The organism is Alistipes sp. (assembly GCF_020026455.1).
Taxonomy (GTDB): Bacteria; Bacteroidota; Bacteroidia; order Bacteroidales; family Rikenellaceae; genus Alistipes.
Genome location: NZ_JAHHQJ010000001.1, coordinates 1 through 26,097, shown reverse-complemented (window position 1 = coordinate 26,097; position 26,097 = coordinate 1). Strand labels below are relative to the sequence as shown.

The 26,097-nt window shown below is 61.2% G+C and carries 22 protein-coding genes; 16 read left to right on the top strand and 6 right to left on the bottom strand.

Going from position 1 to position 26,097, the window contains the following annotated elements; translation table 11 throughout:
* Positions 1-8 precede the first annotated feature (8 nt).
* The 6 genes from QZ460_RS00110 to QZ460_RS00085 all read right to left on the bottom strand — a co-directional run bounded on the left by QZ460_RS00110 (position 9) and on the right by QZ460_RS00085 (position 7,087).
* Positions 9-617, bottom strand: a complete 609-nt coding sequence (locus QZ460_RS00110; protein ID WP_290539548.1) for a V-type ATP synthase subunit D — start codon at positions 615-617, stop codon at positions 9-11.
* 6 nt (positions 618-623) lie between these two features.
* Positions 624-1,946, bottom strand: a complete 1,323-nt coding sequence (locus tag QZ460_RS00105; RefSeq protein WP_022062483.1) for a V-type ATP synthase subunit B — start codon at positions 1,944-1,946, stop codon at positions 624-626.
* Between the two features lie 12 nt (positions 1,947-1,958).
* Positions 1,959-3,713, bottom strand: a complete 1,755-nt coding sequence (locus QZ460_RS00100) for a V-type ATP synthase subunit A (RefSeq protein ID WP_290539547.1) — start codon at positions 3,711-3,713, stop codon at positions 1,959-1,961.
* 16 nt (positions 3,714-3,729) lie between these two features.
* Positions 3,730-4,563 carry a DUF2764 family protein gene (locus tag QZ460_RS00095; protein WP_290539546.1) on the bottom strand — a complete coding sequence of 278 codons (834 nt, stop codon included), beginning with the start codon at positions 4,561-4,563 and terminating at the stop codon, positions 3,730-3,732.
* A 3-nt stretch (positions 4,564-4,566) separates the two neighbouring features.
* Positions 4,567-5,181, bottom strand: a complete 615-nt coding sequence (locus QZ460_RS00090; RefSeq protein ID WP_290539545.1) for a hypothetical protein — start codon at positions 5,179-5,181, stop codon at positions 4,567-4,569.
* A 472-nt stretch (positions 5,182-5,653) separates the two neighbouring features.
* Positions 5,654-7,087, bottom strand: a complete 1,434-nt coding sequence (locus QZ460_RS00085; RefSeq protein WP_290539544.1) for a DUF4301 family protein — start codon at positions 7,085-7,087, stop codon at positions 5,654-5,656.
* 185 nt (positions 7,088-7,272) lie between these two features.
* On the opposite strand from QZ460_RS00085, the gene murB reads away from it, so the two are divergent.
* The 16 genes from murB to QZ460_RS00005 all read left to right on the top strand — a co-directional run bounded on the left by murB (position 7,273) and on the right by QZ460_RS00005 (position 25,907).
* Positions 7,273-8,280, top strand: coding sequence for a UDP-N-acetylmuramate dehydrogenase (murB, locus tag QZ460_RS00080; protein WP_290539543.1), 1,008 nt, complete (start codon positions 7,273-7,275; stop codon positions 8,278-8,280).
* Positions 8,277-9,620, top strand: a complete 1,344-nt coding sequence (gene tilS, locus QZ460_RS00075; RefSeq protein ID WP_290539542.1) for a tRNA lysidine(34) synthetase TilS — start codon at positions 8,277-8,279, stop codon at positions 9,618-9,620. Before murB ends, tilS begins: the two co-directional genes overlap by 4 nt.
* 1 nt (position 9,621) lies before the next feature.
* On the top strand, positions 9,622-10,692 hold the full coding sequence (gene holA / locus QZ460_RS00070) for a DNA polymerase III subunit delta (RefSeq protein WP_290539541.1): 1,071 nt from the start codon (positions 9,622-9,624) through the stop codon (positions 10,690-10,692).
* The gene (locus tag QZ460_RS00065; protein WP_290539540.1) at positions 10,689-11,408 is read left to right on the top strand and encodes an aminotransferase class IV; all 720 of its coding nucleotides are present in this window, start codon (positions 10,689-10,691) and stop codon (positions 11,406-11,408) included. Before holA ends, QZ460_RS00065 begins: the two co-directional genes overlap by 4 nt.
* An 80-nt stretch (positions 11,409-11,488) precedes the next feature.
* Positions 11,489-12,055: a DUF6549 family protein gene (locus tag QZ460_RS00060; RefSeq protein WP_290539539.1), complete on the top strand. Its 567-nt coding sequence runs from the start codon at positions 11,489-11,491 to the stop codon at positions 12,053-12,055.
* A gap of 79 nt (positions 12,056-12,134) precedes the next feature.
* On the top strand, positions 12,135-13,136 hold the full coding sequence (locus QZ460_RS00055; protein WP_290539538.1) for a FecR family protein: 1,002 nt from the start codon (positions 12,135-12,137) through the stop codon (positions 13,134-13,136).
* 125 nt (positions 13,137-13,261) lie between these two features.
* Positions 13,262-16,774 carry a TonB-dependent receptor gene (locus QZ460_RS00050; RefSeq protein ID WP_290539537.1) on the top strand — a complete coding sequence of 1,171 codons (3,513 nt, stop codon included), beginning with the start codon at positions 13,262-13,264 and terminating at the stop codon, positions 16,772-16,774.
* 20 nt (positions 16,775-16,794) lie between these two features.
* Positions 16,795-18,567 carry a RagB/SusD family nutrient uptake outer membrane protein gene (locus QZ460_RS00045; protein WP_290539536.1) on the top strand — a complete coding sequence of 591 codons (1,773 nt, stop codon included), beginning with the start codon at positions 16,795-16,797 and terminating at the stop codon, positions 18,565-18,567.
* Between the two features lie 33 nt (positions 18,568-18,600).
* Positions 18,601-19,512, top strand: a complete 912-nt coding sequence (locus QZ460_RS00040) for an endonuclease/exonuclease/phosphatase family protein (RefSeq protein WP_290539535.1) — start codon at positions 18,601-18,603, stop codon at positions 19,510-19,512.
* Between the two features lie 12 nt (positions 19,513-19,524).
* Positions 19,525-20,586, top strand: a complete 1,062-nt coding sequence (locus QZ460_RS00035; RefSeq protein ID WP_290539534.1) for a DUF1735 domain-containing protein — start codon at positions 19,525-19,527, stop codon at positions 20,584-20,586.
* A gap of 349 nt (positions 20,587-20,935) precedes the next feature.
* Entirely contained in the window at positions 20,936-21,475 is a 540-nt protein-coding gene (locus QZ460_RS00030; RefSeq protein ID WP_290539533.1) for an RNA polymerase sigma-70 factor, read from the top strand.
* A gap of 72 nt (positions 21,476-21,547) precedes the next feature.
* Entirely contained in the window at positions 21,548-22,018 is a 471-nt protein-coding gene (gene coaD / locus QZ460_RS00025) for a pantetheine-phosphate adenylyltransferase (protein ID WP_290539532.1), read from the top strand.
* Positions 22,019-22,022: 4 nt separating this feature from the next.
* Positions 22,023-23,060, top strand: coding sequence for a UDP-3-O-(3-hydroxymyristoyl)glucosamine N-acyltransferase (lpxD, locus tag QZ460_RS00020; RefSeq protein WP_290539531.1), 1,038 nt, complete (start codon positions 22,023-22,025; stop codon positions 23,058-23,060).
* Between the two features lie 5 nt (positions 23,061-23,065).
* Entirely contained in the window at positions 23,066-24,124 is a 1,059-nt protein-coding gene (locus tag QZ460_RS00015) for a TlpA disulfide reductase family protein (RefSeq protein ID WP_290539530.1), read from the top strand.
* 95 nt (positions 24,125-24,219) lie between these two features.
* Positions 24,220-24,819 carry a crossover junction endodeoxyribonuclease RuvC gene (gene ruvC / locus QZ460_RS00010; protein ID WP_290539776.1) on the top strand — a complete coding sequence of 200 codons (600 nt, stop codon included), beginning with the start codon at positions 24,220-24,222 and terminating at the stop codon, positions 24,817-24,819.
* A gap of 26 nt (positions 24,820-24,845) precedes the next feature.
* The gene (locus QZ460_RS00005) at positions 24,846-25,907 is read left to right on the top strand and encodes a TlpA disulfide reductase family protein (RefSeq protein WP_290539529.1); all 1,062 of its coding nucleotides are present in this window, start codon (positions 24,846-24,848) and stop codon (positions 25,905-25,907) included.
* Positions 25,908-26,097: the final 190 nt, after the last annotated feature.

Sequence of the window (26,097 nt, the reverse complement as noted above, 5' to 3'; positions counted from 1 at the left end):
TCTGGCTATCATAACATCGCGCCCTCCCCGGCGACCTGCTGTTTGGTTTTCACGATCTTCTGGGCCGACTTGGAGAGGTTCTCCTCATCCTCCATGAAGCGTTTGATCTTGCGTATGGCGTCCTCGTAGCCGGGTATCTGCACCTTCTCGTACAAGTTCACCTTTTGAGTGGTTTTGCGGCGCGCATGGTCCAGCAGTTCCATCTTCCGGTTGTAGACCTCGAACTCGATCCCCAGCTGCGCCATGCGCTTGAGGATGTTGACTCCGTCGGCAAACCACACCGGCGAGGAGAACAGGTCGTAGGGTTTCTCCTCAAATTTCACGTCCTGCAGGACGGGCGTGCGCACGCCTGCGATTTTCTGAACCGACAAATAGACGTCGGCAATGCGCAGGAGGTCACAATCAAACTCTCCCCAGAGCGACACCATGTAGTCGTACTCGGCCTTCAGGGCATCGAGACGACGGCGGTAGTCGAGAGCGGAGTCCTTCGCCTTCTTCACTTCGGAGCGCAGGGCCGACTCCTTACTCTTGATCGTAGGGAGGGCCTTCTGGCGCATTTTCAGCTGTTTGCCGAGTTCGCCCAGCGAGGTCTTGTTGTATTGGAATTTGATTGCCATCGTGCGTCAGGCCTCCTTCCAGTATTTTTGGATCAGCTCCTCCTTGATGGCGACCTCCTCGCGGGTGAAGTACTTGGCGAAGAGCCCCCACGCGGTGTCGAGCATCTGGTTGATCTCGATATTGATATCAATGGCCAGCAGTTTCTCCGAGTAGTCGAAGGCGAACTTCAGCGTACGCTCGTCGTAGTCCGAGAGGTCGAAACCGTTCTCCAGTTTGGTCTTGGCATTGGCCGCGTCGGCGTAGAGACGCACGCAGGCGTTCATCACCTGCGGATGGTCCTCGCGGGTCTTCTTGCCGATGACGAGCTGCTTCAGACGCGACAGCGAACGGAACGGGTCAACGATCACCTTGCCCGTGTCGGAATCATTGCGCAGGAAGAGCTGGCCCTCGGTGATGTAACCCGTATTGTCGGGGATGGCGTGCGTGATGTCGCCGCCCGAAAGCGTCGTCACGGCAATGATCGTGATCGAACCGCCGTTGGGCAGCTGCACGGCCTTTTCGTAGATCTTCGCCAGGTCGGAATAGAGCGATCCGGGCATCGAGTCCTTCGACGGAATCTGGTCCATACGGTTCGACACGATGGCCAGGGCATCGGCATACAAGGTCATGTCGGTCAGCAGCACCAGCACCTTTTCGCCCTTGTCGACGGCGAAGTACTCGGCGGCGGTCAGCGCCATGTCGGGAACGAGCAGACGCTCCACGGGCGGATTTTCGGTCGTGTTGACAAACGACACGATGCGGTCGAGCGCTCCGGCGTTCTCGAAGACCGACTTGAAGTAGAGGAAGTCGTCGTTGGTGAGACCCATGCCGCCGAGGATGATCTTGTCGGCCTTGGCACGCAGGGCCACGTTGGCCATCACGGCGTTGTAGGGCTGGTCGGGGTCGGCGAAGAAGGGGATCTTCTGTCCCGTCACGATCGTATTGTTCAGGTCAATGCCGGCGATACCCGTAGCGATCAGCTCCGAAGGCTGGATACGCCGGAAGGGGTTCACCGTCGGGCCGCCGATCTCGCGGGCCTCGCCCTCGATGATCTCGCCGCCTTCGAGCGGTTCGCCGTAGGCGTTGAAGAAACGCCCGGCAAGGTTGTCCGAAACGCGCAGCTTGGGAGGTTCGCCGTGGAAGACGACCTCGGAGTCGGTGGACAGCCCCTCGGTTCCGGCGAAAATCTGCAGCGTGACGTTCTCGCCCATAATCTTCACCACCTGCGCCAGCTTGCCGCCGACGGTGGCCAGTTCGTCGTTGCCGACGCCCGTGGCACGAAGCGTCACGGTAGCCTTGGTGATGTTGTCAATCTTGGTATATATCTTCTGAAAAGCTCGTGTTGTCATAATATCTCCCGCTTATTTGGATTGTTCACTCACATACTGCTCGATCTGCGTCCGGTAGCCTTCGAACTTCTCCGACTTCCACTCCGAGTAGTTCATCTGGCGGAAGAGGTTGATCAGCCCCTTGAAGAACTGTGCGCAGGCTTCGAAGTCGGCGAATGCAAATTCCCGGTTGCAGATGCCCAACACCATCTTGTACATCATCTGCTGGCGCTCCATCGGGCAGTTGGCGTCGATGTCGTCGAAGGCGTCCTGCTGCAGAATGACGAAGTCGATCAGCTCCGATTTCCAGAACCGCTCGTGGTACTCCACCGGCACACCGTCGTCGCCCAGGATGTTGATCTGGTCGTTGGCCTCCTTGCCGCGCTGCACGATGGTCTTGCCCTCGTAGACCAGGTCCACCCAGTCCTTCTCGATGTGCTCGTCGAGGTATTCGCGGATTTCGGGGTATTCGAGGTATTTCGAGTAGGACTCCAGCGGGTCGATGGCCGGATAGCGCTTCGAATCGGCGCGGCCCTGCGAGAGGGCGTAGAAACAGCGCGCAGCCTTCTTGGTCGATTCGGTCACCGGCTCCTTGAGGTTACCGCCCGCAGGCGACACCGTGCCGAGGAAGGTCACCGAGCCGGTCTGACCGCCGACGAGCTTCACCAGTCCCGCACGCGAGTAGAAGTTCGAGATGATCGCCGAAAGGTCCATCGGGAAGGCGTCCTGACCGGGAAGCTCCTCCAGACGGTTCGACATCTCGCGCAGCGCCTGTGCCCAGCGCGACGTCGAGTCTGCCATCACGAGCACCTTGAGGCCCATCGAGCGGTAGTATTCGCCGATGGTCATACCCGTATAGACCGAAGCCTCACGCGCGGCAACGGGCATGTTCGACGTGTTGCAGATGATGATCGTGCGCTCCATGAGCGTATGGCCCGTATGCGGGTCGATCAGCTCGGGGAACTCCTTGAAGATTTCGACCACCTCGTTGGCACGCTCGCCGCAAGCCACCATGATGATCACGTCGGCATCGGCCTGTTTCGAAATGGCGTGCTGGAGCACGGTCTTGCCCGCACCGAAAGGCCCCGGGATAAAGCCCGTACCGCCCTCGGCCATCGGGTTGAAGGTGTCGATCGGACGCACGCCGGTCTCCATGATGCGCGACGGGCGGGGTTTTTCCGTGTAGCAGCGCACGGCCTGCTTCACGGGCCATTTCTGCACCATCGTCACCTCGTGGTCGCGGCCTTCGGCGTCGGTCAGGACAGCCATCGTGTCGGTGATCTTGTATTTGCCCGCTTCGGCGACGCTCTTGACCGTATAGCTGTCCGTCATCGTGAAGGGGACCATGATCTTGTGCATCACCCACTGCTCCTTCACCTCGCCCAGCCACGACGCAGCCGTGACCTTGTCGCCGGCCTTGGCCAGCGGCGAAAATTCCCACTCGGCATCGTAGTCGACCGGATCGGTGATCGAACCGCGGGCGATGAACAGACCGTCCATCTTTTCGAGGTCGTTCTGAAGACCGTCGTAGTTGCGCGACAAAAGGCCCGGAGCCAGCGTGACTTCAAGCATGTGGCCCTCGAATTCGACCCGATCGCCGACCTTCAGACCGCGGGTGCTGTCAAAAACCTGGACATAGGCCGCGTCGCCTATGACCTTGATGACCTCGGCCATCATTTTGGTATCGCCCGTCCAGACATGGCAGATCTCGTTCTGGCCCACGGGTCCGTCGGCCTTGACGATCACGATGTTGGAGATGATACCGTTTACACGTCCTGTAGTTTTCATTGTATGTTTTTGTTGTTTATTCCTTGTTAATGAGCTCCTTGCCATCCAGTTCGGCAAGCAGTCGGGCGAACATCTCGCGGCCGCGCGCAGCGTCGAGCAGCGTCCAGCGGGCGACGATATTAATCCGCACCAGATAGGAAAGAATGGCGTTGACGTCGAAATAGTCGAAGGTCGCCAGCTCCGCGGCTTCGTTCCAGCGGATTAGGTCGATCTTGTGCTCCTTCTCCACGAGGTTGGCCTCGTCGTTCACCGCCGCGATCACCGCATCGATATAGGGAAGTTCGCCCCGGAGGCCGAAATCGGCCGCAGAACTGCGCTGCAGCTGCTCGGCGACGTCACCGCCGCCCACGACGACCTCCTCGACCGCACGCCCTGCGGCGCGCGCCGTGACGGCCGCCGAAACGTTGCGCAGGTTCCGGTCGAAAGCGGCCCACTCCTTCAGAAAGCGGCTCCCCGCCTTCGCACAAGTGGCATAGTAGGCCCCGAACAGTTGCTTCTCAAAACGCCGCGACGTGTCGACCGTCTCGGCATCCTCGCCCTCGGGATCGGCATAGGCCCTCACCACGCGGGCAACCGCCTCGGGAAGCCGCTTCGGGGCTTTGAGCTCCTCCTCCAGCTCCTCGCGCGTGAAGTTGCCCAGCGGATTGTGCGCCGAGCGCCCGGCACGCAGGGCGGCGATATTCTCACAGTCGTAGTAGCCGTACAGGAGCCGCACCTCGCGGGCGTCGCTGCGGTTCACCTCCTCCAGAATCCCGGAGACGATGGCCCGGGCGTCGAAGCCCTTGGTGTCGGCGTCGAGCGCATACTCCTTCAGGGAGGCTACCAGACAATAATATTGGGTCGCAAACATGCCTTACGCCTTGAACAAGAGTTGGAAGACCTTGTCACGCAGATACTCTGCCAACAGCGCTTCGATATCGGCATCGGCAAACGAAATGTAGTAGCCGCCCTCCTTGGCGCCCACCTTGAAGCCGGTTTTCACCTCCTTCGACCAGCCCACCTCGACACCTGCGGCGAGCAGCTCCTTCGCACACTCCCCGAATGCCGCGTCGAACTTCTTGCGGCCCTCCTCGGGCAGCAGGGCCTGCAACTCGACCTTGCCCGAATCGGCTCCGTTCCAGTTTTTGGCCACGGCGACGAGCATCTCCTTGATGAATGCCGGGTCCACGACGGCCTCCTTCACGCCTCGGGCCGTAGCCTGGGTGATGATCAGCGAGGCGATCTCCGACTTGATTCGGGCAACAGCCTGCTTGCCGGCCAGCGAAATCTCGGTCATGGTGTTCTTCGAAACATCCTCGGCCTTGGTCTCTGCCTTCCGGACGATCTCTGCGGCCTCGGCACGGGCCTCGTCGACGATCTTCCGGGCCTCGGCCCTGGCATCGGCCACCAGTTTGTCGGCCTCGGCACGCCCTTTCTCCAGCCCTTCGTCGTAGAGCTTCTGGGTCAACTGTTGAAGTTTGTTTTCCATAGCGTTATTTAGTTTTGATTATTGTTTTCGGTTTTTGAACCTACAAATATAAAAAAGATTCTCTACAATCGGGGGTCCGGGGCAAGATTTTATCCTATTTTGACAAATTTACATCACAAATGGAGCAGGTACATCGCCGCAGGCCCTCCTCTCCGCGAGAAGGGCTGGCGCAGGCCCCAAACCAGACTCCAAACCAGACTCCCAACCGGGCTCCAAGCCGGACTCCATGCCGGGCCGGCGCAGCCTTCCGGAAAATTCGGAGTGCCCCGGGGAGGGGCAACACGCCGCCAACAGAGGCCGCCGCCCGGCAGCCGGATACACGAAGGAACTGTCCGCCTCCGGCAGGGCGATCCGGCAGCCGCAGCGGGAAGATTCCGCCTCCGGCACGATACGCCCCGGGCCGGCCGGGAGCAGCAAACGCATCTCCCGACCGGCCCGGACAAGACGAACGATGGTCATCGCAAACCCGAAGCTATTGGTGTTGGGGGCGCAGCAGATCCTGCACCTTTTTCACCGGGGAGAATGTCGTGACGGGAACATCGACGAAAACCGTGTTCCACTTCGCCATCGCCCCGTTCCACAGACCCGGAAGTTCCTGCGCGCGCAGATCGCGGCCGCCGGAGGATTTCGACGAAATGAAGCCCGTTGCGGGATCGGTGTATCGGCGCAGGTCGAACTTGCGACCCTTCGAATCGCGCACGCCGCAGACGAGGTCCACGGGATTGAAGTGCGTGGCCGACTGCATCAGCGGCAGGTCGGCGGGTGCTATCTGGCTCGACTCGGCGATCTGAAGCGACTCCGTGCCGTCGGGATTTCCGACCCAGAACGGGCCGCCGCCCGGCTCGCCCTCGTTGCGGACCATGCCGCAGACGCGGATCGGGCGGTCCAACACGGCACGCAGCAGCGCCGAATCGTACGCATCCGGGAGTTTCACGCAGAGCCGCTTCTCGACGAACTCGGCGATGGGCGCCAACTCGGCACCGCCCACCTCGAGGGCCTTGAGGTACTCGAAGGCGCGCCCCTGCAGGTCGAGCAGAATCCCCGCAAGTACCTTTTTATAACGGATCGTGTCCCCGCGGCGGGCATCGGTCGTCACGTTGTCGATGTTCTTGATGAAGATCAGATCGGCATCGATCTCGTTCAGGTTTTCGATCAGCGCCCCGTGGCCTGCGGGACGGAACAGCAGCGTGCCGTCGTCCTGCCGGAAAGGCGTGTTGTCGGGATTTACGGCCAGGGTGTCGGTCGAAGGTTTCTGCACCGAGAACGAAATCTCATACCGGACGCCGAAGCGCTCTTCGTAGAGGGGCGTCTTTGCGGCGAGCAGCTCCTCGAAACCCGCAACATGCTCGGGCGAGACGGTGAAATGGATGCGCACAACACCTCGCGACACGGCATAGGCCGCTCCTTCGACCAGGTGCTCCTCGACGGCCTTGCGCGCCCCCTCGGGATAGGCGTGGAAGGTGACCAGCCCCTTGGGTCTGCGGCCGTAGTCCAGTCCGTCGTTGACGATGGCATCCACGATCGCACGGTCGTCGGCCCCGGCGGGCAGCACGGCGCGAAGTTCGGGCCAGAAGGCGAACTTCCCAATATTTTCCAACAACGTGTCGATGCCCTTGCCGCGTTTGCCTTCGTTGACAAACTCGAACAGCTCCTTGAACATGCGCGTGGCGGCTCCCGAAGCGGGCACGAACTTCACCACCCCCAGTCCGGCAACCTCTTTTTCATAGCGGTCCACGGCGGCATCGGCCTCCGCCGCACCGACAACCAGCACGCCGTCGCCCGGCGATGCGGCCCGCACGACATTCAGAAAAGGGAATCCACGGCGGAAGTTCTCCAACTGGGTCTCCGCCTGCCCGGGAGTGAGTCCGTGCTCCCGGATTTGCTGCAAATCTTTTTCGTCGAACATATTCTGCTATTGTTTACATGGTCCTCGATTGCCAAACCTGCGCTGCCTCGGCCCTTTGCGCCGGGAATCGCCGCCCCCGACCGGGTCGGAGGGAACAGCGGGAAAGCCAAGCACAAATCAGCCATACCATGGAGTTATTCGGGTTTGAATCTCAAAGTTAAAAATAATTTCTAACTTTGCATACCATGATTCGAGAATTTCACCAAATCAGCCTGCGCGAACGCAACAGTTTCGGCGTCGAGCAGCGGGCCGCGCGTCTCGTAGAATTCGAAACCGCCGAGGATCTGCGCTCGTTTTTCGCCGCCGGGATCCCCGAACGGTGGAGCGTGCTCGCCGGGGGCAACAACATCCTTTTCACCCAAGATTACGACGGCGTGCTGCTGACCCCCGTAGCCCGTCGGATCACCCTTCTGAGCGACGAGGGCGACGATGTCCGCCTGCGCGTCGAGGCGGGCGTCGAGTGGGACGACCTGGTGGAATGGGCCGTCGAACGCGAGCTGTGGGGCATCGAAAACCTCTCGCTGATCCCCGGCAAGGCGGGGGCCGCCCCGGTGCAGAACATCGGAGCCTACGGCTGCGAGGCCAAAGATGTCATCCGCCGGGTCGAGATGTACTGCGTCGAGACGGACAGCCTGCTGACGCTCGACGCCGCACATTGCGGATTCGGCTACCGCGAAAGCGTCTTCAAGCACGACCTGAAGGGGCGGGTCATCATCACCGCCATCGAGATCGGGCTCCGGCATACGCCCCGGCCCCGTCTGGGCTACGGCGACGTGGAGCGCGAAGTCGAGGCCCGCGGGGGCGCCACGCTGCGCAACATCCGCGAGGCGATCTGCTCGATCCGCCGCGCCAAGCTCCCCGACCCGGCCGTGCTGGGCAACGCGGGCAGTTTCTTCAAGAATCCGGTCGTCGAAGCCCCCGTCGCGGAGCGGCTCCTCGGCGAATATCCCGACATGCCCCACTATGCGGCCCCCGCAGGCTGCGTCAAGCTGGCCGCCGGATGGCTGATCGACCGGGCCGGGATGAAAGGTTACCGCTCAGGGAATGTGGGGGTCCACGAGCGGCAGGCGCTGGTGCTGGTGAACCACGGCGGCGCCACGGGCGGCGAGGTGATCGCCTTCGCCCGCACCGTGCAGGCGAAGGTCCACGAAAAATTCGGCATCGAAATAGATACGGAGGTGAACATATTATGAATCTTTTGGACTCTTTTCAACGCTACATCGACGAGAACAACCTCGCCACGCGCGACGACCGCATCCTGCTCACCGTCTCGGGCGGTGTGGACTCGATGGTCATGCTTTCGCTGTTCACCCGCAGCGGCTACCGGGTGGGCGTTGCCCACTGCAACTTCCAGCTGCGCGGCACGGAGAGCGACGAGGACGAAGTGCTGGTGGAGAACGAGGCGAAAAGGCACGGCACCGCGTTCTACAACAAACGCTTCGACACCAGGGCCGAGATGGAGCGCACGGGCGAATCGATGGAGATGGCGGCCCGGCGGCTGCGCTACACGTGGTTCGACGCCCTGAGCCACGAGCACGGCTACACGGCCATCGCCATCGCCCACCATGCCGACGACTCGATCGAAACCTTTTTCATCAACCTGCTGCGCGGCACCGGACTGCGGGGGCTGACGGGAATCTCGACCCAGGTCGGGAAAGTGATCCGCCCGCTGCTGTTCGCCTCGCGCAAGGAGATTCTCGAATACGCCGTCCAGAACCACATCCCCTTCCGGGAGGATTCGTCGAACCGGTCGACCAAATACCTGCGCAACAAGATCCGCCTGGGGCTGATTCCCCGCATCCGCGAGATCAACCCCAAGTTCACGAGCCTGATGGGCCGCAACCTCGCACGGCTGACCGACGCACAGCTGTTCATCAACCACGGCATCGAGCGCATCCGCTCCGAGGCCGTCACCTCGGACACCGGGATCGACACGATCCACCTCGACCGCCTCGACCCGGCTTTTCCGCAGGGATTCGTGATCTACGAACTGCTGAGTTCGGGCTACGGATTCAAGGGCGACGTGATCGACGCCCTGTGCCACTCGCTCGAACAGGACGCCACGGGACGACGGTTCTACGCCCGCGAATGGGTGGCCTCGATCGACCGCGGGAAGATCGTCGTAGCGCCCATAACCCCCGACGACGCCTGTCTGACGACGGTGCGCAAAGGCGCCCCACGCAGCTACTGCGGCAACTCGGTCCTCTACTACGAATATTGCGACATCGACACGATCAAGAATTTCGGAGTCCCCGAAAACATCGCGCAGATAGACGCCGACCGCCTGCAATTCCCGCTCACGCTGCGCCGCTGGCGCGACGGCGACTGGTTCGTGCCGTTCGGCATGACGGGCAGCAAGAAGGTCTCGGACTTCCTGATCGACGCCAAGGTCTCCGTGGCCGAGAAGCAGCGGCAGTTCGTACTGCTGTCGGGCGACGAAATCGTCTGGCTCGTCGGACGCCGCATCGACGACCGCTACCGCCTCACGTCCGACACGGAAAACGTGCTGCGCATCACCAAAGAAATCGTTTAAAATGGCAAAGAGCGCTCTGAAATTCAAGGATTCCGTCGCCCAGTACGAGCGGATCGCGGCAGAAATCGCAGCCCGCCGGTTTTCCGGCATCTACCTGCTGATGGGCGAAGAGAGCTACTTCATCGACGCTCTCTCGGAGCAGCTGGCCGCGACGATCCTCGACGAGGCCGCGCGGGCCTTCAACCAGATCACCGTCTACGGGCGCGACTCCGAGGCGGGGCAGGTGATCAACCTCTGCCGCCAGATGCCGATGATGGGGCAATACCAGGTGGTGATCCTCAAGGAGGCCCAGCAGCTCAAGGGACTGGACAAACTCGCCCTCTACACGCAAAAACCCTCCCCCACGACCATCCTCGTGATCTGCCACAAGGAGAAGAACGCCGACAAGCGCTCGGCCTTCTACAAGGGCTGCGCGGCGAACGGCACGGTACTGGAATCGGTGCGTCCGCGCGACTACGAGATCGCGGCGTGGCTGCAGCAGTTCATCCGACAGCAGGGCTTCACCATCGATCCCAAGGCGCTCTCGATGCTGACCGACCACCTGGGGACCGACATCGCCAAGATCTCCAACGAGTTGCAAAAACTCACGGTCTCGCTGCCCGAGGGCACGCAGCGCATCACCGACGCCGACATCGAGGCCAACATCGGCATTTCGAAGGATTTCAACAACTTCGAACTCTGCAAGGCGGTCGTCACCCGCGACATGGCCCGCGCACTGATGATCGCCGATCACTTCGCCCGCAATCCCAAGGACAACCCGCTGCTCGTGACCGTCATGGCGCTGTTCGGCCAGTTCAAGGAGATGTTCGTCGTCAACTACCTGCGCTGGCTCGCGCGCCACAAGGGCCGCCCCTTTCCGCCCGACACGGAGCTGATGCGCATTCTGCGCAAGAACAACACGTTCGTCCTGGGCGAGATCAAGCAGAACGCCGCCGGATGGGACAACCGCAAGGTGTTCCACATCCTGGGACTGCTGCGCGAATACGACGCCCGGAGCAAGGGACTGGGTGCGGGCGGCGCGTCGGACGGCGAACTGCTGCGCGAACTGCTGTTGAAAATCTTCCTGCTTTGAACGACCTCTGCCTCTATCAGACCGTGCACCTCGCCCGGGGTCGTGCACGCAACGTCACCGGACACATCGCCGTGCTCGACGCCGCCTCGCGCGACCTGTTCGGCCGCCCCTATGCCCCCGCCACGGAGCCGCTCGCAAAGCGGATCGAGGCGCTCGCCGCCGCGGAACGCTATCCGACGGGCGTGTCGGGATTCGTCCGCATCGAACTGGGCCCCGACGGGGAGGAGCGCCTGTTGCCGGCCGGAGTGTCGCTCTACGACGGCTATGCCTTCCGGAGCATCCAGCCCGAAGCCGTGACCATAGGCTACGACCTGACGCTCTCCGAAGCGCCGACCTCCGCGCGTGAGGCCGCCGCACAACTGGCCCGCCATCTGGCCGCACGGCGCGGGGCGGAAGTCGCCGTGCGCTGCGACAGCTCGGGGATTCTCCGCTCGGCCGACGATGCTCCGCTGCTGGCCATCGCCGGGCGCACCGTCCTGACCGCCCCCGGCCCGCAAAGCATCGAACGCCGCCTGGCCATGCAGGCCGTTCGGGCCGCAGGACTGGAGCTGCGCGAAGAGGCATTCGGACGTGCCGACCTGCCCTCGCTCGACGAACTCTTCTTCGCCGACCACCGGGGCATCACTTCGCTTTCGCGCTGCGACGGGCTGCCACTGATGACCTTCCTTGCCGAACACATCGCCGAAGCGATGGAGGGGCTATTTCCGAAAAATTAGGAACCGCATCGGCCGCAAGCGCCTTATCTTTCGGGGAACCAAAACCCGAAAATCGTGAAAAAATACCTTTTATCCATGCAGTGCTTGCAACCGCACTGCTGCTCTTCTGCTACCAGCATTACCGCACCGAGAACCGCCGTCTGACCGAAAACCAGACGGCCCTCACGGCCGACCTTGCCCATTACCGCACGCGCCTGGGCGCCGAGGCCGCCTCGGCACAGGCACTCCGCCTGCGGTGCGGGGAGTTCGAAACGCTGCGCGCGGCCGACGCCGAACAGATCCGGCGCCTGGGCATCCGGATCCGCCGGCTCGAAGCCGCCGCCAAGGCCGTCGCCCTCACCGACGCCGCAATCACCACCCCGCTGCGCGACACCGTCGTCGTCCGGATACACGACTCCCGCCCCGTGTACGACACCTCGCGGGTGTTCCGCTGGCGCGACGCATGGGTCTCGGTCGAAGGGCGCATCGGCCGCGACTCGGAGGCCTGCCGCATCCGTAGCGTCGACACCCTGCGCCAGGTGGTCCACCGCGTTCCGCGCCGCTTTCTCTTCATCCGCTGGGGCACGAAAGCCATCCGGCAGGAGATCGTCTCGACAAATCCCCACACACGCATCGTCTATGCGGAGTACGTGAAAATCGAGCGCTGAAAAAATTTCCGAAAAAATTCCGGCCGTCCCGTAGGGGTCGGCCGTCGTTTTCGTGTCACAATGAAAACGACGGCAAACCATGACTCCGGACAACCATACCTGGGACCTCCTGGTCGGCTCTCTCAAAGGCACGCTCGGCCAGTCCGAACAGCGCGAATTCGACCGATGGATCGCCGAAGCGGAAAACCGCCGCTTCTACAACAACCTGACCCGCGTATGGCGCGAAATACAGCAGCGGGCCGCAGCTTACGAGCCGGACCGCGACCGGCTGTGGCAGCAGCTGCAACAGAGAATCGGGATCCGCGAGATCCCGCATGTCCGCCAAACCCCGAAACATCGCCGGAGCCATCTGCTTCAAATGGCCGCGACCGCGGCCGCAGCGGTCGTCGTAACCCTTTTTGCAACACATGTCCACCTCTTTCGTTCGGCTGCAACTGTGGCCGAACAGCAGTTCTGCGCCTTCGAAGGCAAGTCGCAGGCCCGGCTGGCCGACGGATCGACGGTCTGGCTCCACAGCGGATCGACACTCTCCTACGATGCGGGATTCACCTCCGGCGAACGCCATGTGAAACTTCGCGGCGAAGGATTCTTCAACGTGGCCAAAGACACCGACCGCCCCTTCACCGTCGAGGTCGAGGGATTGAAAATCTGCGTCCACGGCACGAAATTCAACGTCCGCACCGCAACCGACCGCAGCGTATCGGTCGCCCTGACGGAAGGTTCCGTGTCGCTCGACACCGGGCACGGCAGCCGCAGACTGCTGCGCCCCGGGGAGATCGCCCGCTACAACCCCGGCACGCACAAGATGGTTATCGGGCGCGGCAACGTGGCGATGGAATCCTGCTGGGCTGCGGGAAAACTCGTGTTCGAACAGCAGTCTCTGGGCGAAATCTGCCGCTACATGGCCCGCTGGTACGACACCGAAATCAGAATCACCCCATCCCTCGCGCACAACTACGCCTACACGTTCACCATCACCGACGAGCCGCTCGAAGAGATCCTGCGCATCATGAGCCGCATCAACCCCATCGCCTACACATTCACCGAAAACAACGCCGTTACGATTTCCGAACTCGAATAAAAACAACACATTACGCCCATCAAAAAAAGATTGCCTATGGAGCGACAACCCGACCTCTACCAGTTTCCCGCAACGGCTCATGGCCGATGCCGCCGCAAACATTCCACAAACTCAAACACGAAACCATGATGCACTTCAGACTATTTGCAATCCTCCTGCTGCTGGTCGCAGGCAGTATGCCGGCCATCGGCCAGAGGCAGCAGGAACCGGCGCTCGACATGGAATTCACGGACATCCCGCTCTCGGAGGCCATATCCCGCATCGAAAAGAACTCCCGCTACACATTCTTCTACGACGCCAAGCAGACCGACCTCTCCCAACGCGTGAGCCTCAGGGCGAAGCGAATGCCGATTTCGGCCGCCTTGAAGGAGATGCTCGCCCCGACAGGCCTGGACTTCACCATCACCGACCGCCAAATCGCCCTGATCCCGGCCCGCACGTCCCCGACCCGGGAACGCACGATCGAGGGCGTCGTCAACGACCTGTCGGAAACGCCGCTGGCGGGCGTGGCCGTCACACTCGACGGCGACAACACCCGCGGCACGGTCACGGAGGCCAACGGCCGCTTCTCGCTCGCCGTTCCCAACACCGACATCGCACTCAACTTCACCTGCCTGGGCTACCTGAGTAAAAAAGTCACCGTTCCCGCCACGCAGAACAGCGTGGAGATCCTCCTCACGGAGGACGCCGTGAATATGGAGGACGTGGTAGTCGTGGGCTACGGAACCCAGAAAAAGGTGAACCTCACGGGAGCCATCGCCACGGTGGACGAAAAACAACTGCAAAACCGGTCGGCGCCCTCGGTGGCCCACATGCTGCAAGGCGCCGTCCCGGGACTCACGGTCTCGACTTCGTCGGGACGTCCGGGCAACACGGCCAGCCTCAACATCCGCGGCATCACCTCGATCAACGGCGGTTCGCCGCTGGTGCTGATCGACGGCGCCGAAGGCGACCTGATGAAAATCAACCCCAACGACGTAGGTTCGATCTCGGTGATCAAGGACGCTTCGGCAGCGGCCATCTACGGCGCCCGTGCGGCATTCGGCGTGGTGCTCGTTACGACCAAGAGCGGCGATACATCGGGCCAGACCCGCATTACGTACAGCGGCCGCTGGGGCTGGAACGAACCCACCACCTCGACCGATTACGAAACCCGCGGCTACTACTCGGTCTACGTCAACGACCTGTTCTGGCATGCGGATGCGGGAACCAACTACACGAACTACACCGACGACGACATGATGGAATTGTGGGCCCGCCGCAACGACAGGGTGGAACATCCCGACCGTCCGTGGGTCAAGATCGACCAACGCGACGGCCGCGACACTTATGTCTATTACGCCAACTTCGACTGGTATCACTACCTGTTCAAGGACGAGCATCCGAACACAAGCCACAGCATTTCGCTTTCGGGCGGCAACTCGAAGGTCAAATACATGCTTTCGGGCAACTACTACAGCGAGGAGGGCCTCTTCCGCCAGGATCCCGACCGCTTGCAGCGCATCAACTTCCGCTCGAAAATCTCGTTTGACATCAACAAATGGCTGAAGATCAGCAACAACACAAGCTACTACAACTACCAGTACTACTATCCCGGTCCCTCGGGCGTCAACACAGCCTTCTCGCTGGGTACGGTCCACGGTCTGGCGTCGATGATGCCCCGAAACCCCGACGGCACAAGCGTCTACTACACCTCGCTGTCGAAATATGCGATCATGGACGGTCTGCCCACGATCATGAACAAGGGCGGACACTACAACAAGGACAAGACCGACAACATGTCGACCACCACGGAACTGACCTGGACCCCGGTCAAGGGGCTGGAGATCAAGGGTAACTTCACCTACATGTTCAACACCCAGCACAATGTCAACCGCCAGGTCAACACCGAATATTCGCAGTATCCGGGCGAAGTGAAAACCCTTTCGTCGGGCAAACGCTTCGAGGACAAGCTCTACGAAAAGACCCTGATGCACAACTACTACCAAGCCAACATCTACGGCACGTTCGACCGCACCTTCGCCCGGGACCATAACTTCAAGGCGATGGTCGGCTTCAACTGGGAGACCAAGTTCCTCAAGGACGTCTCCGCAACGGGCTACAACCTGCTCTCCGAGACTCTGACAGACCTCGACCTCGTAGGCCAGGACGCCGACGGCGACATGCGCATGGAGGTAGGCGGCGGTCAGAACGAATACGCCCTGATGGGCTTCTTCGGCCGTCTGAACTACGACTACAAAGGCAAATACCTCGTCGAGGTGAGCGGCCGCTACGACGGCACGTCACGCTTCAAGCGCGGGCATCGCTGGGGTTTCTTCCCCTCGTTCTCGCTGGGATGGCGCATCTCGGAGGAGGCCTTCTTCGACGGCATCCGCGACCGGTTCAACAATCTCAAGTTGCGCTATTCCTACGGACAGCTGGGCAACCAGAATGTCGGCTACTACGACTACATCCGCCAGATCTCGATCGGCACCCAGAGCTACCTGTTCGGCGGCAACAGGCCCGCCACGGCGACCATCTCGGCACCCGTGGCCTCGAACCTCTCGTGGGAGCGGAGCATCCACAACAACCTAGGCGTGGACATGAGTTTCCTGAACAACCGTCTGGCCTTCTCCGCCGATTTCTACATCCGCGACACGAAAGACATGCTCACCGAAGGCGTGGCCCTGCCGGCCACCTACGGCGCCGCCTCACCGAAAATGAACAGCGCCGATCTGCGCACCAAGGGATACGAACTCACGCTCAACTGGCGCGACGAGTTCCAGCTGCTGCGCCGCCCATTCTCCTACAGCGTGACGGTGACCTTCAACGACTATGTCACCAACATCACCCGATACGACAACCCCGACCGCACCTTCGCCAAAAAGTATTACGAAGGCATGCGCTGGGGCGAAATCTGGGGCTACCGCATCGGCGGTCTGTTCGCTTCGGATGAAGAGGCCGCCAACTACCCCGTCGACCAGACGAACGTCAACAACCGCATCAACGCCGCGGCCGGATCGGAGCGCGGACTGCATGCCGGCGACCTGAAATTCCTCGATCTGAACAACGACAACGTGATCTCCATCGGCAAAAACACCGTCGACGATCCGGGCGACCGCGAGATCATCGGCAACAGCCAGCCCCGGTTCCAATACGGATCGACGCTCTCCATGTCGTGGGCCGGCATCGACTTCTCGATCTTCTTCCAGGGCATCGGCCGTCGCCACTGGTATCCGAAAGCCAACACGATCGCCTTCTGGGGGCCCTATGCCCGCCCCTATGCAAGCTGGATGCCCCGCAACTTCCACACTCAGTACTGGACCGAGGAGAATCCCGATGCCTACTTCCCCCGCCCGCGCGGCTATGTGGCCCTGTCGGGCAGCAACCGCGAGCTGACGGCCACCAATGACCGCTACCTGCAGAATATCCGCTACTGCCGTCTGAAAAACCTCACGGTGGGATACACCCTGCCCAGGAAATGGACCCGCAAGGCGCTGATCGAGAGCCTGCGCATCTATTTCACGGGCGAGAACCTCGTCACCTGGTCCCCCATCCACTCGGACTACATAGACCCCGAAATGGCCGCCATGAACGACGAGATGCGCACCTACCCCTGGCAGAAAACCTATATGTTCGGCGTGGACATCACCTTCTAACCGCTTAAACGTGAAGTGTTATGAAAAAGATTCTATCGATACTGACCCTAAGCTGCGTCCTGATGCTTTCCTCGTGCGAGGAATGGCTCGACAAATACCCGCTGTCGAAGATGTCGCCCGAGACCTTCTTCTCGAATGAAAACGAGTTGCAGGCCTTCAGCAACAAATTCTACACGGCCTTTCCGGACGACGAACTCTACAACGAGTATTGGGACAACCTCGTCCACAGCGACCTGCCTCAGGAGATGCGCGGCGGCCGCACGATCCCGGCATCGGGCGGGGGCTGGACATGGACCGACCTGCGCGACATCAACACGCTGCTCGAATATTCGGTCAACTGCAAGGATACCGGGGTCCGGACGCACTACGACGCCGTGGCCCGCTTCTTCCGCGCCTACTTCTACTTCGAGAAGGTGAAACGCTTCGGCGATGTACCCTGGTATGCCAAGCCCATCGGGTCGGACGATCCCGAGCTCAAACGCCCGCGCGACTCGCGTGAGTTCGTCATGCAGCGCATGATCGAAGACATCGACTTCGCCATCCGCCACCTGCCGACCGAACACGATCTCTACCGTGTGACCAAATGGACGGCTCTGGCTCTCAAGTCGCGCTTCTGCCTCTTCGAGGGCACGTTCCGCAAATACCACGGCATCGACGGCCACGAGCACGACTGGAAATGGTATCTGCAGCAGGCCGCCGATGCCGCCGGGGAGTTCATCACCCACAGCGGCTACGGTCTCTACACCGAAGGCGGCACCAGGACAGCCTACCGCGATCTGTTCGTATCGGAAGAGGCGCAAGGCATCGAGATCGTGCTCGCCCGCGATTACAGCAAAAGCCTCGGCGTATTCCACAACAGTACGTTCTACTCGCAGAACACCTCCTACGGCCGCCCGGGCATAACCCGCAAGATCGTCGACAGCTACCTGATGGGCGACGGTTCGCGCTTCACCGACCGTCCGGACTGGCAGACAATGGAGTTCAAGGATCAGTGCGCCGACCGCGATCCGCGCCTCGGGCAGTCGATCCGCACACCGGGATACACGCGTATCGGTTCCACGAAAACGGAGGTGCCGAGCCTGTCGACCTGCATGACGGGATACCAGCCCATCAAGTTCGTCGCCCCGATCCACTTCGAGTCCGACGGCTACAACCTCTCCTACACCGACCTGCCGATCTTCCGCACAGCCGAGATCTACCTCAACTACGCCGAGGCGAAGGCCGAGGCCGGGACCCTGACGCAGGAGGACATCGACAGATCCGTAAAGAAGTTGCGCGACCGGGCAGGCATGCCCAACCTCGACATGGCCAAGGCCAACGCCAATCCCGACCCCTATCTGTCGGATGCGAAGACCGGCTATCCGAATGTCCGCGGCGACAACCGGGGCGTCATTCTCGAAATCCGCCGCGAACGCACCATCGAGCTGCTGCAGGAGGGACACCGCTATTACGACATCATCCGCTGGAAGGAGGGCAAGAGCTTCGAGCAGCCGCTGTTGGGTCTCTACATCCCGTCCAAGGGCGAGTACGACATCGACGGCGACGGAACGCCCGACGTCTATTTCGCCTCCAGAGGCGAGAGCCACTCGACCAAGGCTCCGCTGGTACTGGAGCTCGACCAGGACATCTTCCTTTCGGAGGGCGACCACGGCTATATCATGCCCCACAAGAACAATCCGGGCGAATGGAACGAGGAGCGCGACTACCTCTACCCGATCCCGACCAACGACCGCTCGCTGACGGGCGGCGCCCTGACACAAAACCCGGGCTGGAACGACGGCCTGGACCTCTGATTTCGAAACAGACAACTTTAAATCCCCGAAAAAATGAAACACACGATCAAAAAATACCTGACCATCCTGCTGCTGCTCGGCCTCGGCTGCAAAGTAACGGCATGCAGCAACGAAACGCCGTTCTACGACTCCGAAATCCCGCCCCACCTGAAACCCGGAGCCGGCGAAACCCCGGACGTGGACTACTATCCGAAAGACGAGGGTACGACACGCCTTGTGAGCTACAACGTCGGCATCTTCTCCAAATACACCGACAGCTACCAAATGATCGCCGACATGATGACCGAAGCCAGGGCCGACCTTATCGGCATCAGCGAACTGGACAGCTGCACGGTGCGCACGATGCGCGTCTTCCAGCTCCAGAAGTTCACCGAACTGATGGGAGCGCAGTGGCATCACAGCTTCTTCCGCGCCATGGCCTACCAGGGCGGGGCCTACGGCGACGGCATCGCCTGCCGCGAGAAACCCATCCGCACGTTCTCCGTTGCGCTGCCGAAGGGCAACGGAGCCGAACCGCGCGTGATGGTAGTCGCCGAGTTTGAGCAATATATCTTCGCCACGACCCACCTCGACCACGTATCGTCGCGCTCGCAACTGGAACAGGTGGCCCTGATCAACCAGGCCATCGAGCGGGAGTTCGCCGCCTCGAAAAAACCGGTCTTCCTGGGCGGCGACTTCAACGCCCGCCCCGAAACCGCTACGTTGATCGCCCTGAAGGAGAAATGGACGGTGCTGACACCCCACGGGCCGAACGACTTCACCTACTCGTCGCAGAAACCGAACAGCTGCATCGACTACATCCTGCTGTGGAAGGGCAACGGCGCCAAGTGCGAGGTAATCGGGTCCAAGATCATGAATTCGTTCCGCAAGGGCGACATCAGGCAGGCATCGGACCACATTCCCGTGATGGTCGACGTCAAGTTCCTACACGAAGACAAACGTTAAACCCAACCGATCATGACACGACACACACAACTCCTCGGCCTTGCAACCACCCTGCTCGTCGCACTGGCCGGCTGCAAGGACGACGTCGGACCGGTGGTCAGGGAGGCAGCCATCCTGGGTATCCAAAACGCCTATTCGACCGATGCGCAGGTGATTTCGCTGGAAAGTCCCAGGAAGCAAACCGTCAACATCCGTGTCGCCGCCGAGCGGATCAGCGGCAACTACGTCACCGTAGTGCTCAGGACCGCCCCCGAGCTGGTCGAGGTCTACAACCAGGCCCACGGCACCTCCTACGGGCTCTGCCCGGCCGAGGCCTATACGTTCTCGACCGACGAGGTGATGCTGCCTCGCTACAACACGCTTTCGTCGACGATCCAGGTGGAGTTGCAGAGCCTGCCCATGCCCGACGAGGAGGCCTATCTGCTACCGATTGCCATCGATTCGATCAAAGGCGATCCGCGAGCCACGATCTCGGAGAGTGCCCGCGTCCATTACATCCTCTTCAACAAGCGGATCAAGCCCGGACCGCCGGCTCCCATGCTGCTCGAACGCGACGGCTGGAAGCTGCTGGCCTCACCCAAGACGAAACCCAACTACGGGATCGAGAAGATGTTCGACGGGGACATCAACACGTTCGGTTACTGCAATGCCGATGAAGAACACGCCGATCCGCCCTACGATTTTGTTCTCGACCTGGGACGCGAGGTGACCGTGCGCGGCCTTCAGTTCTCACAACGCTACTCGACCAAGGGCAATCCCGAAGCCGGCGCCCGCTACGGAATCGCGCAGCTCGAGGTCTGGACCGCCAAAACGATCACCGGCGACGGCCTGAGTCCCGACAACGAGCAGAACTGGACCTACCGGCAGGAGTATCGCGACTACAAGAGCGATCCCGAAACGCCGCTGGATCCGCTGGCCGTGGTTATCAACCCGATGCTCGCCGAATACCAGCACGCCCGCTATATCCGCTTCCGCATCCATACCTGCTACACGAACAAGACCTACAATCCGACTTTCCGAGGCTGGTGCATCGCCGAACTGAACCTATGGGGCAACAATGAACTGCTCGAATAATCAATCGCTTGACAAAAGCCTGCGGGGATGCTCCCGCAGGCTTTTGTCATTTCCGCCCCAGCCGGCTCCGGGCGAACTCCGAAACGAACCGCAAAGCCAAACCCCGACGGAGGCCGAAACGACGACGGCGGCAGACACGAAAGCCCCCGAAATGGCAGAGAGCCCCGAAATGGCGGCAGCCCCCGGAATGACGGCAACCTCCGGTCCGGAAAAAAGCCTCCGGCCCCCGAGAAAACGGACGAAAACCGAAAAAACCGCCGTCGCGCAACGGCCAGGCCAGCCAAAAAGCATTTTATCTCGCCAGGATTCACTACCTTTATGTGCTGATAGATGCACTAAAGACCCGTACATGTCTGATAACGAATACGACGCTCTCCTGTGGTCGAAAATCGGACGGGAGGAGGAAATCACCGCCTTTCGGGAGTTGTTCGACCGCTACTATGCTCCGTTGTGCCGCTTCGCCGAGTTCTGGCTCCGCGACCCCTCTGCGGCCGAAGAGGTCGTACTCGACGTCTACACCCACCTCTGGCAGCAGGCCTCCACGTTGCGGATCAGCGTCTCGGTACGCGCCTATCTGTTCCGCGCCGTGCGCAACAGGGCACTCAACCGCCTGCGCGACAATCGTTTTTCCTACATTCCGTTCGAAGAGTTGGGCGAGGTCTTCGCCTGTCCCGAATCGCTGCAGATCGAGACCGACGAAATTGCACAACTCGTTGCCGAAGCGGTCTCGCAGCTGCCCGTCCGCTGCCGCGACATCTTCCTCAAAAGCCGCTGCGAACAACTCTCGAATGCCGAAATAGCTGCCGAAATGAAGATTTCCGTCAAGACCGTCGAAGCGCAGATGAGCAAGGCGCTGCGACGCCTGCGCGACCTGTTGCACAAGGAGTGAAACGCCGCGGCCGCGACGAATAAAAAAGGGAAAACGTGCTGTTTTTCCGTTTTTTTTCTACCTTTGTCCAAAATGGAACGCACTGCAATCTTCCCCGGGTCGTTCGACCCCTTCACGCGCGGCCATGCGGCTTTGGTCGACGAGGCTTTGAACCTCTTCGACCGCGTGATCATCGGCATCGGCAACAACACCTCCAAACAGGGGTTGCTGACGGTCGAAAACCGCAAGCGGCTCATCGACGACATCTACCGCGGCGATGAGCGCGTCGAGGCACGCATCTACACCGGACTGACGGGCGAATTCGCCGAAGCAGCCGGAGCCTGCGCCATCATCCGCGGCGTGCGGAACACCACCGACTTCGAGTACGAACGCACGATGGAGGCCACCAACCACCGCATCTATCCCGACATCACGACCGTGATGCTGTTCACGCCCTCGCCCGTGGCCGACATCTCGTCGTCGACCGTGCGCGAAGTGCTTTCGTTCGGGCGCACCGTGGAAGAGTTCATGCCCATAGGAATAGATATCAACAAATACCTGTGACATTATGATGGAATTTACAGCTGAAATGATCGCCGGCTTCCTCGGTGGCGACATCGTCGGCAACAAGGACGCCAAGGTACACACCGTCTCGTCGATCGAAGAAGGCAAGGCCGGATCGCTGGCCTACCTCACAAACCCCAAATACGAACCGTTTCTCTACACCACGGGCGCCTCGATCGTGCTGGTCGACCGCGCCTTTGCGCCTTCGCAACCGGTGACTGCGACCCTCGTCAAGGTGGATGACGCCGGCGCCTGTGTCCTCAAACTGCTCGAAATGTACAACGCCGCCAAACCCCGCCGCAAGGGGATCAGCGACCGCGCCTCGGTCTCGGAGCAGGTGCAGGTCGGCCCGGAGTGCTACATCGGCGACTTTGCGGTCGTCGAGGAGGAGGCCTCCATCGGCGAAGGTTGCCAGATCTACCCCCAGGTCTACGTGGGCCGCGGTGTCCGGATCGGCGCCAACACCACGCTCTACCCCGGTGTCCGGATTTACGAGGGCTGCATCGTGGGTGCCAACTGCATCCTCCACGCGGGAGCGGTGATCGGAGCCGACGGATTCGGGTTCATGCCCAACGCCGCGGGCGGATTCGACAAGATCCCCCAGTTGGGCAACGTGGTGATCGAGGACGACGTGGAGATCGGCGCCAACACCTGCATCGACCGCGCCAAAACCGACTCGACCGTCATCCGCCGGGGCGTGAAACTCGACAACCTGATCCAGATCGGCCACAACGTGCAGATCGGCGAGAACACCGTATCATCGGCCCAGACCGGCATTGCGGGGACCTCGAAGGTCGGGCGCAACTGCTTCCTTGCGGGTCAGGTGGGCATCGCCGACCACGTCACCATCGGCGACCGCGTGAAGGTCGGCTCGAAGAGCGGCCTCGACAAGAATGTCCCCGACGACGAGATCCGCTTCGGATACCCTGCCCTCCCGGGCATGCAGTACCACCGTTCGGCTGCCGTGTTCAAACGTCTTCCCGAACTGGCGCAGCAGGTCCGCGCGCTGGAAAAACAGCTTGAAGAACTCACCAAAAAATAAATTCGATGAAAAAGATCCTGATCCTCGCAGCCACGACAGCCGTGCTGTGCAGCTGCGCCAATAAAAACAAGTACACCGTCTACGGCAAGGTCGAAGGAGCCAACAGCACGGTCTACCTCTTCGACGAGAAGAACAACATCCTCGACTCCGCATCCGTGACCAACGGAGAATTCCGCTTCAAGGGCGTGGCCGAGAATCCGCAGGTGGCCATTCTGCGCGACGCCGACGACAACGGAGCGACGTTCGCCACCATGCTGATCCTCGAACCGGGCACGATCAACGTGACCGACGATGCACAGACCCCCCACCGCAAGAAGGTGACGGGTACACCGGCCAACGATGCCAGCGACGCCTACACCACGGCCGGAAACGCCCTGATCCAGGAGTTCGGCAATGCGGAAACCACCGCCGAGCGCCGCGAGGCCATCGAGCAGGAGTACGATCAACTGGCCCGCACGACCCTGGAGCAGAACCGCGACAACCTCTTCGGCGCAATGCTGCTGAGCCAGCAGTTCGTCCACGAACTTTCGGGCCAGGAGCTGCTCGACGAGATCGCCAAATTCCCGGCCGCCATACAGCAGACCAACGCGCTGGTGCAGCTCAGGAAGAACGCCGAGCAGAAGATGAAAACCGACATCGGCCAGCCGTTCACCGACGTCGCACAGCCCGATGCCGACGGCGAGCAGGTATCGCTCGGATCGGTGGTCAAGAATCCAGAGAACAAATACGTCCTGCTCGACTTCTGGGCTTCGTGGTGCGGTCCTTGCATGGGCGAAGTTCCCCACCTGAAGAAGACCTATGCCGAGTTCCACAAGAAAGGCTTTGAAATCTACGGCGTATCGTTCGACAAGGTGCGCGAGGACTGGCTCAACGCCATCAAGCAGAACGACATGAACTGGCTGCACGTCAGCGAGCTGAAAGGCTTCGACAACCAGGCAGCCAGGGACTACGCCATCCAGGGCATCCCGTCGAACTTCCTGATCGACAGCCAGGGCAGGATCGTCGCCACGAACCTGCGCGGCGAGGCGCTCTACGAGAAGATCTCGGAGCTGCTGGCCCGGTAATCGCCCGATGAATCCCGGCCCCTCCGTTCCGCAGCGCCGGAAGGAGGGGCTTTTTCCATTAAATGCAGATGAAATCCGTCGAGAAATACAGAATCATGGGCATCGACCCCGGCACGAACTACATGGGTTACGGCGTGCTGGAGATCGAGGGACGCTCGGTGCGCTCGGTGCGCTCGGTGGTGCTGGGCGACATCGACCTGCATAAGTTCCCCGACCCCTACGCCAAACTGCGCTACATTTTCGAACGCGTGGGGGCGCTGGTCGACGAGTACGCCCCGCGCGAAGTGGCGCTGGAGTCGCCGTTCTTCGGCGAGAACGTACAGTCGATGCTCAAGCTGGGACGGGCACAGGGCGTGGCCATGGCCGCAGCGTTGAGCCGCGGCATCGACGTTTTCGAATACGCCCCGATGCGCATCAAACAGTCCATCACGGGCCGCGGATCGGCCACCAAGGAACAGGTGGCCTCGATCGTCTGCCGCACGCTTGCCATCGACCAGCCGCCCAGGCGGCTCGACGCCACGGACGGCATGGCCGTCGCCCTGTGCCACTACTTCGCCTCGGCCAGCCCGCTCAATGCCGCGCTGGGCAGCGAACGCGTGAAGGGGCTCGGAGGCGGCAAAAAAGCAGCCTCGAAAGGCGGCTCGCAGAGCTGGGAGCAGTTCCTGAAAAAAAATCCCGACCGGGAGATCAAATAAAAACCACCACCCGACAACCGACCCTTATGAAAAAGAGCCTGACCATCGCTTTTGCCGCCGCCCTGCTGTGCAGCTGCGGGGGCCCCAACTACACCCTTTCGGGCAAGACCAACCTCGCCCCGGGCGACACGCTCCGCCTCTGCTCGCCCTACGAGAACGACTCGGTGCTGGCCGCAACGGTCATACGCCGTGACAGCACCTTCCGCATCCGCGGCCACGTCTCGGTACCGACGATCGCCAACCTGATGCACAACGGCCGCCGCATCGGGGCGCCGATCCTGCTCGAAGCGGCCGACCTCCGGCTGGAACCCACGGGAGACATCCGCGGCTTCCAGGTCACCGGAACGCCCCTCAACGATGCGTTCAACGCCATGAATGCCGCGCAAGTCGCGCTCGGCAACGTCCTGCAGGCCCTGGAAAACGAGGCCGACACCCCCGAGCGCAACCGGCAACTCGACTCGCTGGGACGGCTCTACCGCCAGATTCCGGGCGATGTGCTGGAAGCCAACCGCGACAACCTGCTGGGCGCATTCCTCTACGCCCGCCGCCTCGACGCCGACCCGGCGAAGGCCCGCGAGCGGCTCGAACAGTTCCCCGCCCAACTGCAGAAGCACCCCGTGCTGGAGAGTGCGCGGCGTCAGATCGAGACCGTCGAACGCACGTCCGTCGGCCGGCCCTACATGGACCTCGCGCTGAACAACGCCGCCGGAGAGCGTGTCGCTCTCTCGTCGCTCACAGGCCCCGGCCGCTGGGTGCTGCTCGACTTCTGGGCCACGTGGTGCGGCCCCTGCTGCCGGGAAATTCCCCACCTGAAAGAGGCCTATGTCGCATTCAACAAACGCGGATTTACGATCTACGCGGTGTCGATCGACCGCAAGGCGGCACGCTGGCAAGAGTTCCTCGCCGAAAACGACCTGCCGTGGACGAACGTGCTGTCCCTCAACGAAGGCACGCAAAACCCGGCCGCAGAGCTGTATGGCATCCGCTTCATTCCGTCGAATTTCCTGATCTCGCCCGACGGCGTGATCGTCGCCCGCAACCTTTCCGGCGAACAACTCCAAATCCGACTGGAAGAATTGATAAAATAACAGCATTTCACAATCCACTGATAATCCGGACGATGCAAAGACACACCTCGTCCGGATTATTTTTTTTCTAAATTTTTTAATCAATTATTTGCGAGTTTCGGATTTTTGCCCTACATTTGCATTCGCAATTCGGCACCGTAGCTTAATTGAATAGAGCATCTGACTACGGATCAGAAGGTTACAGGTTTGA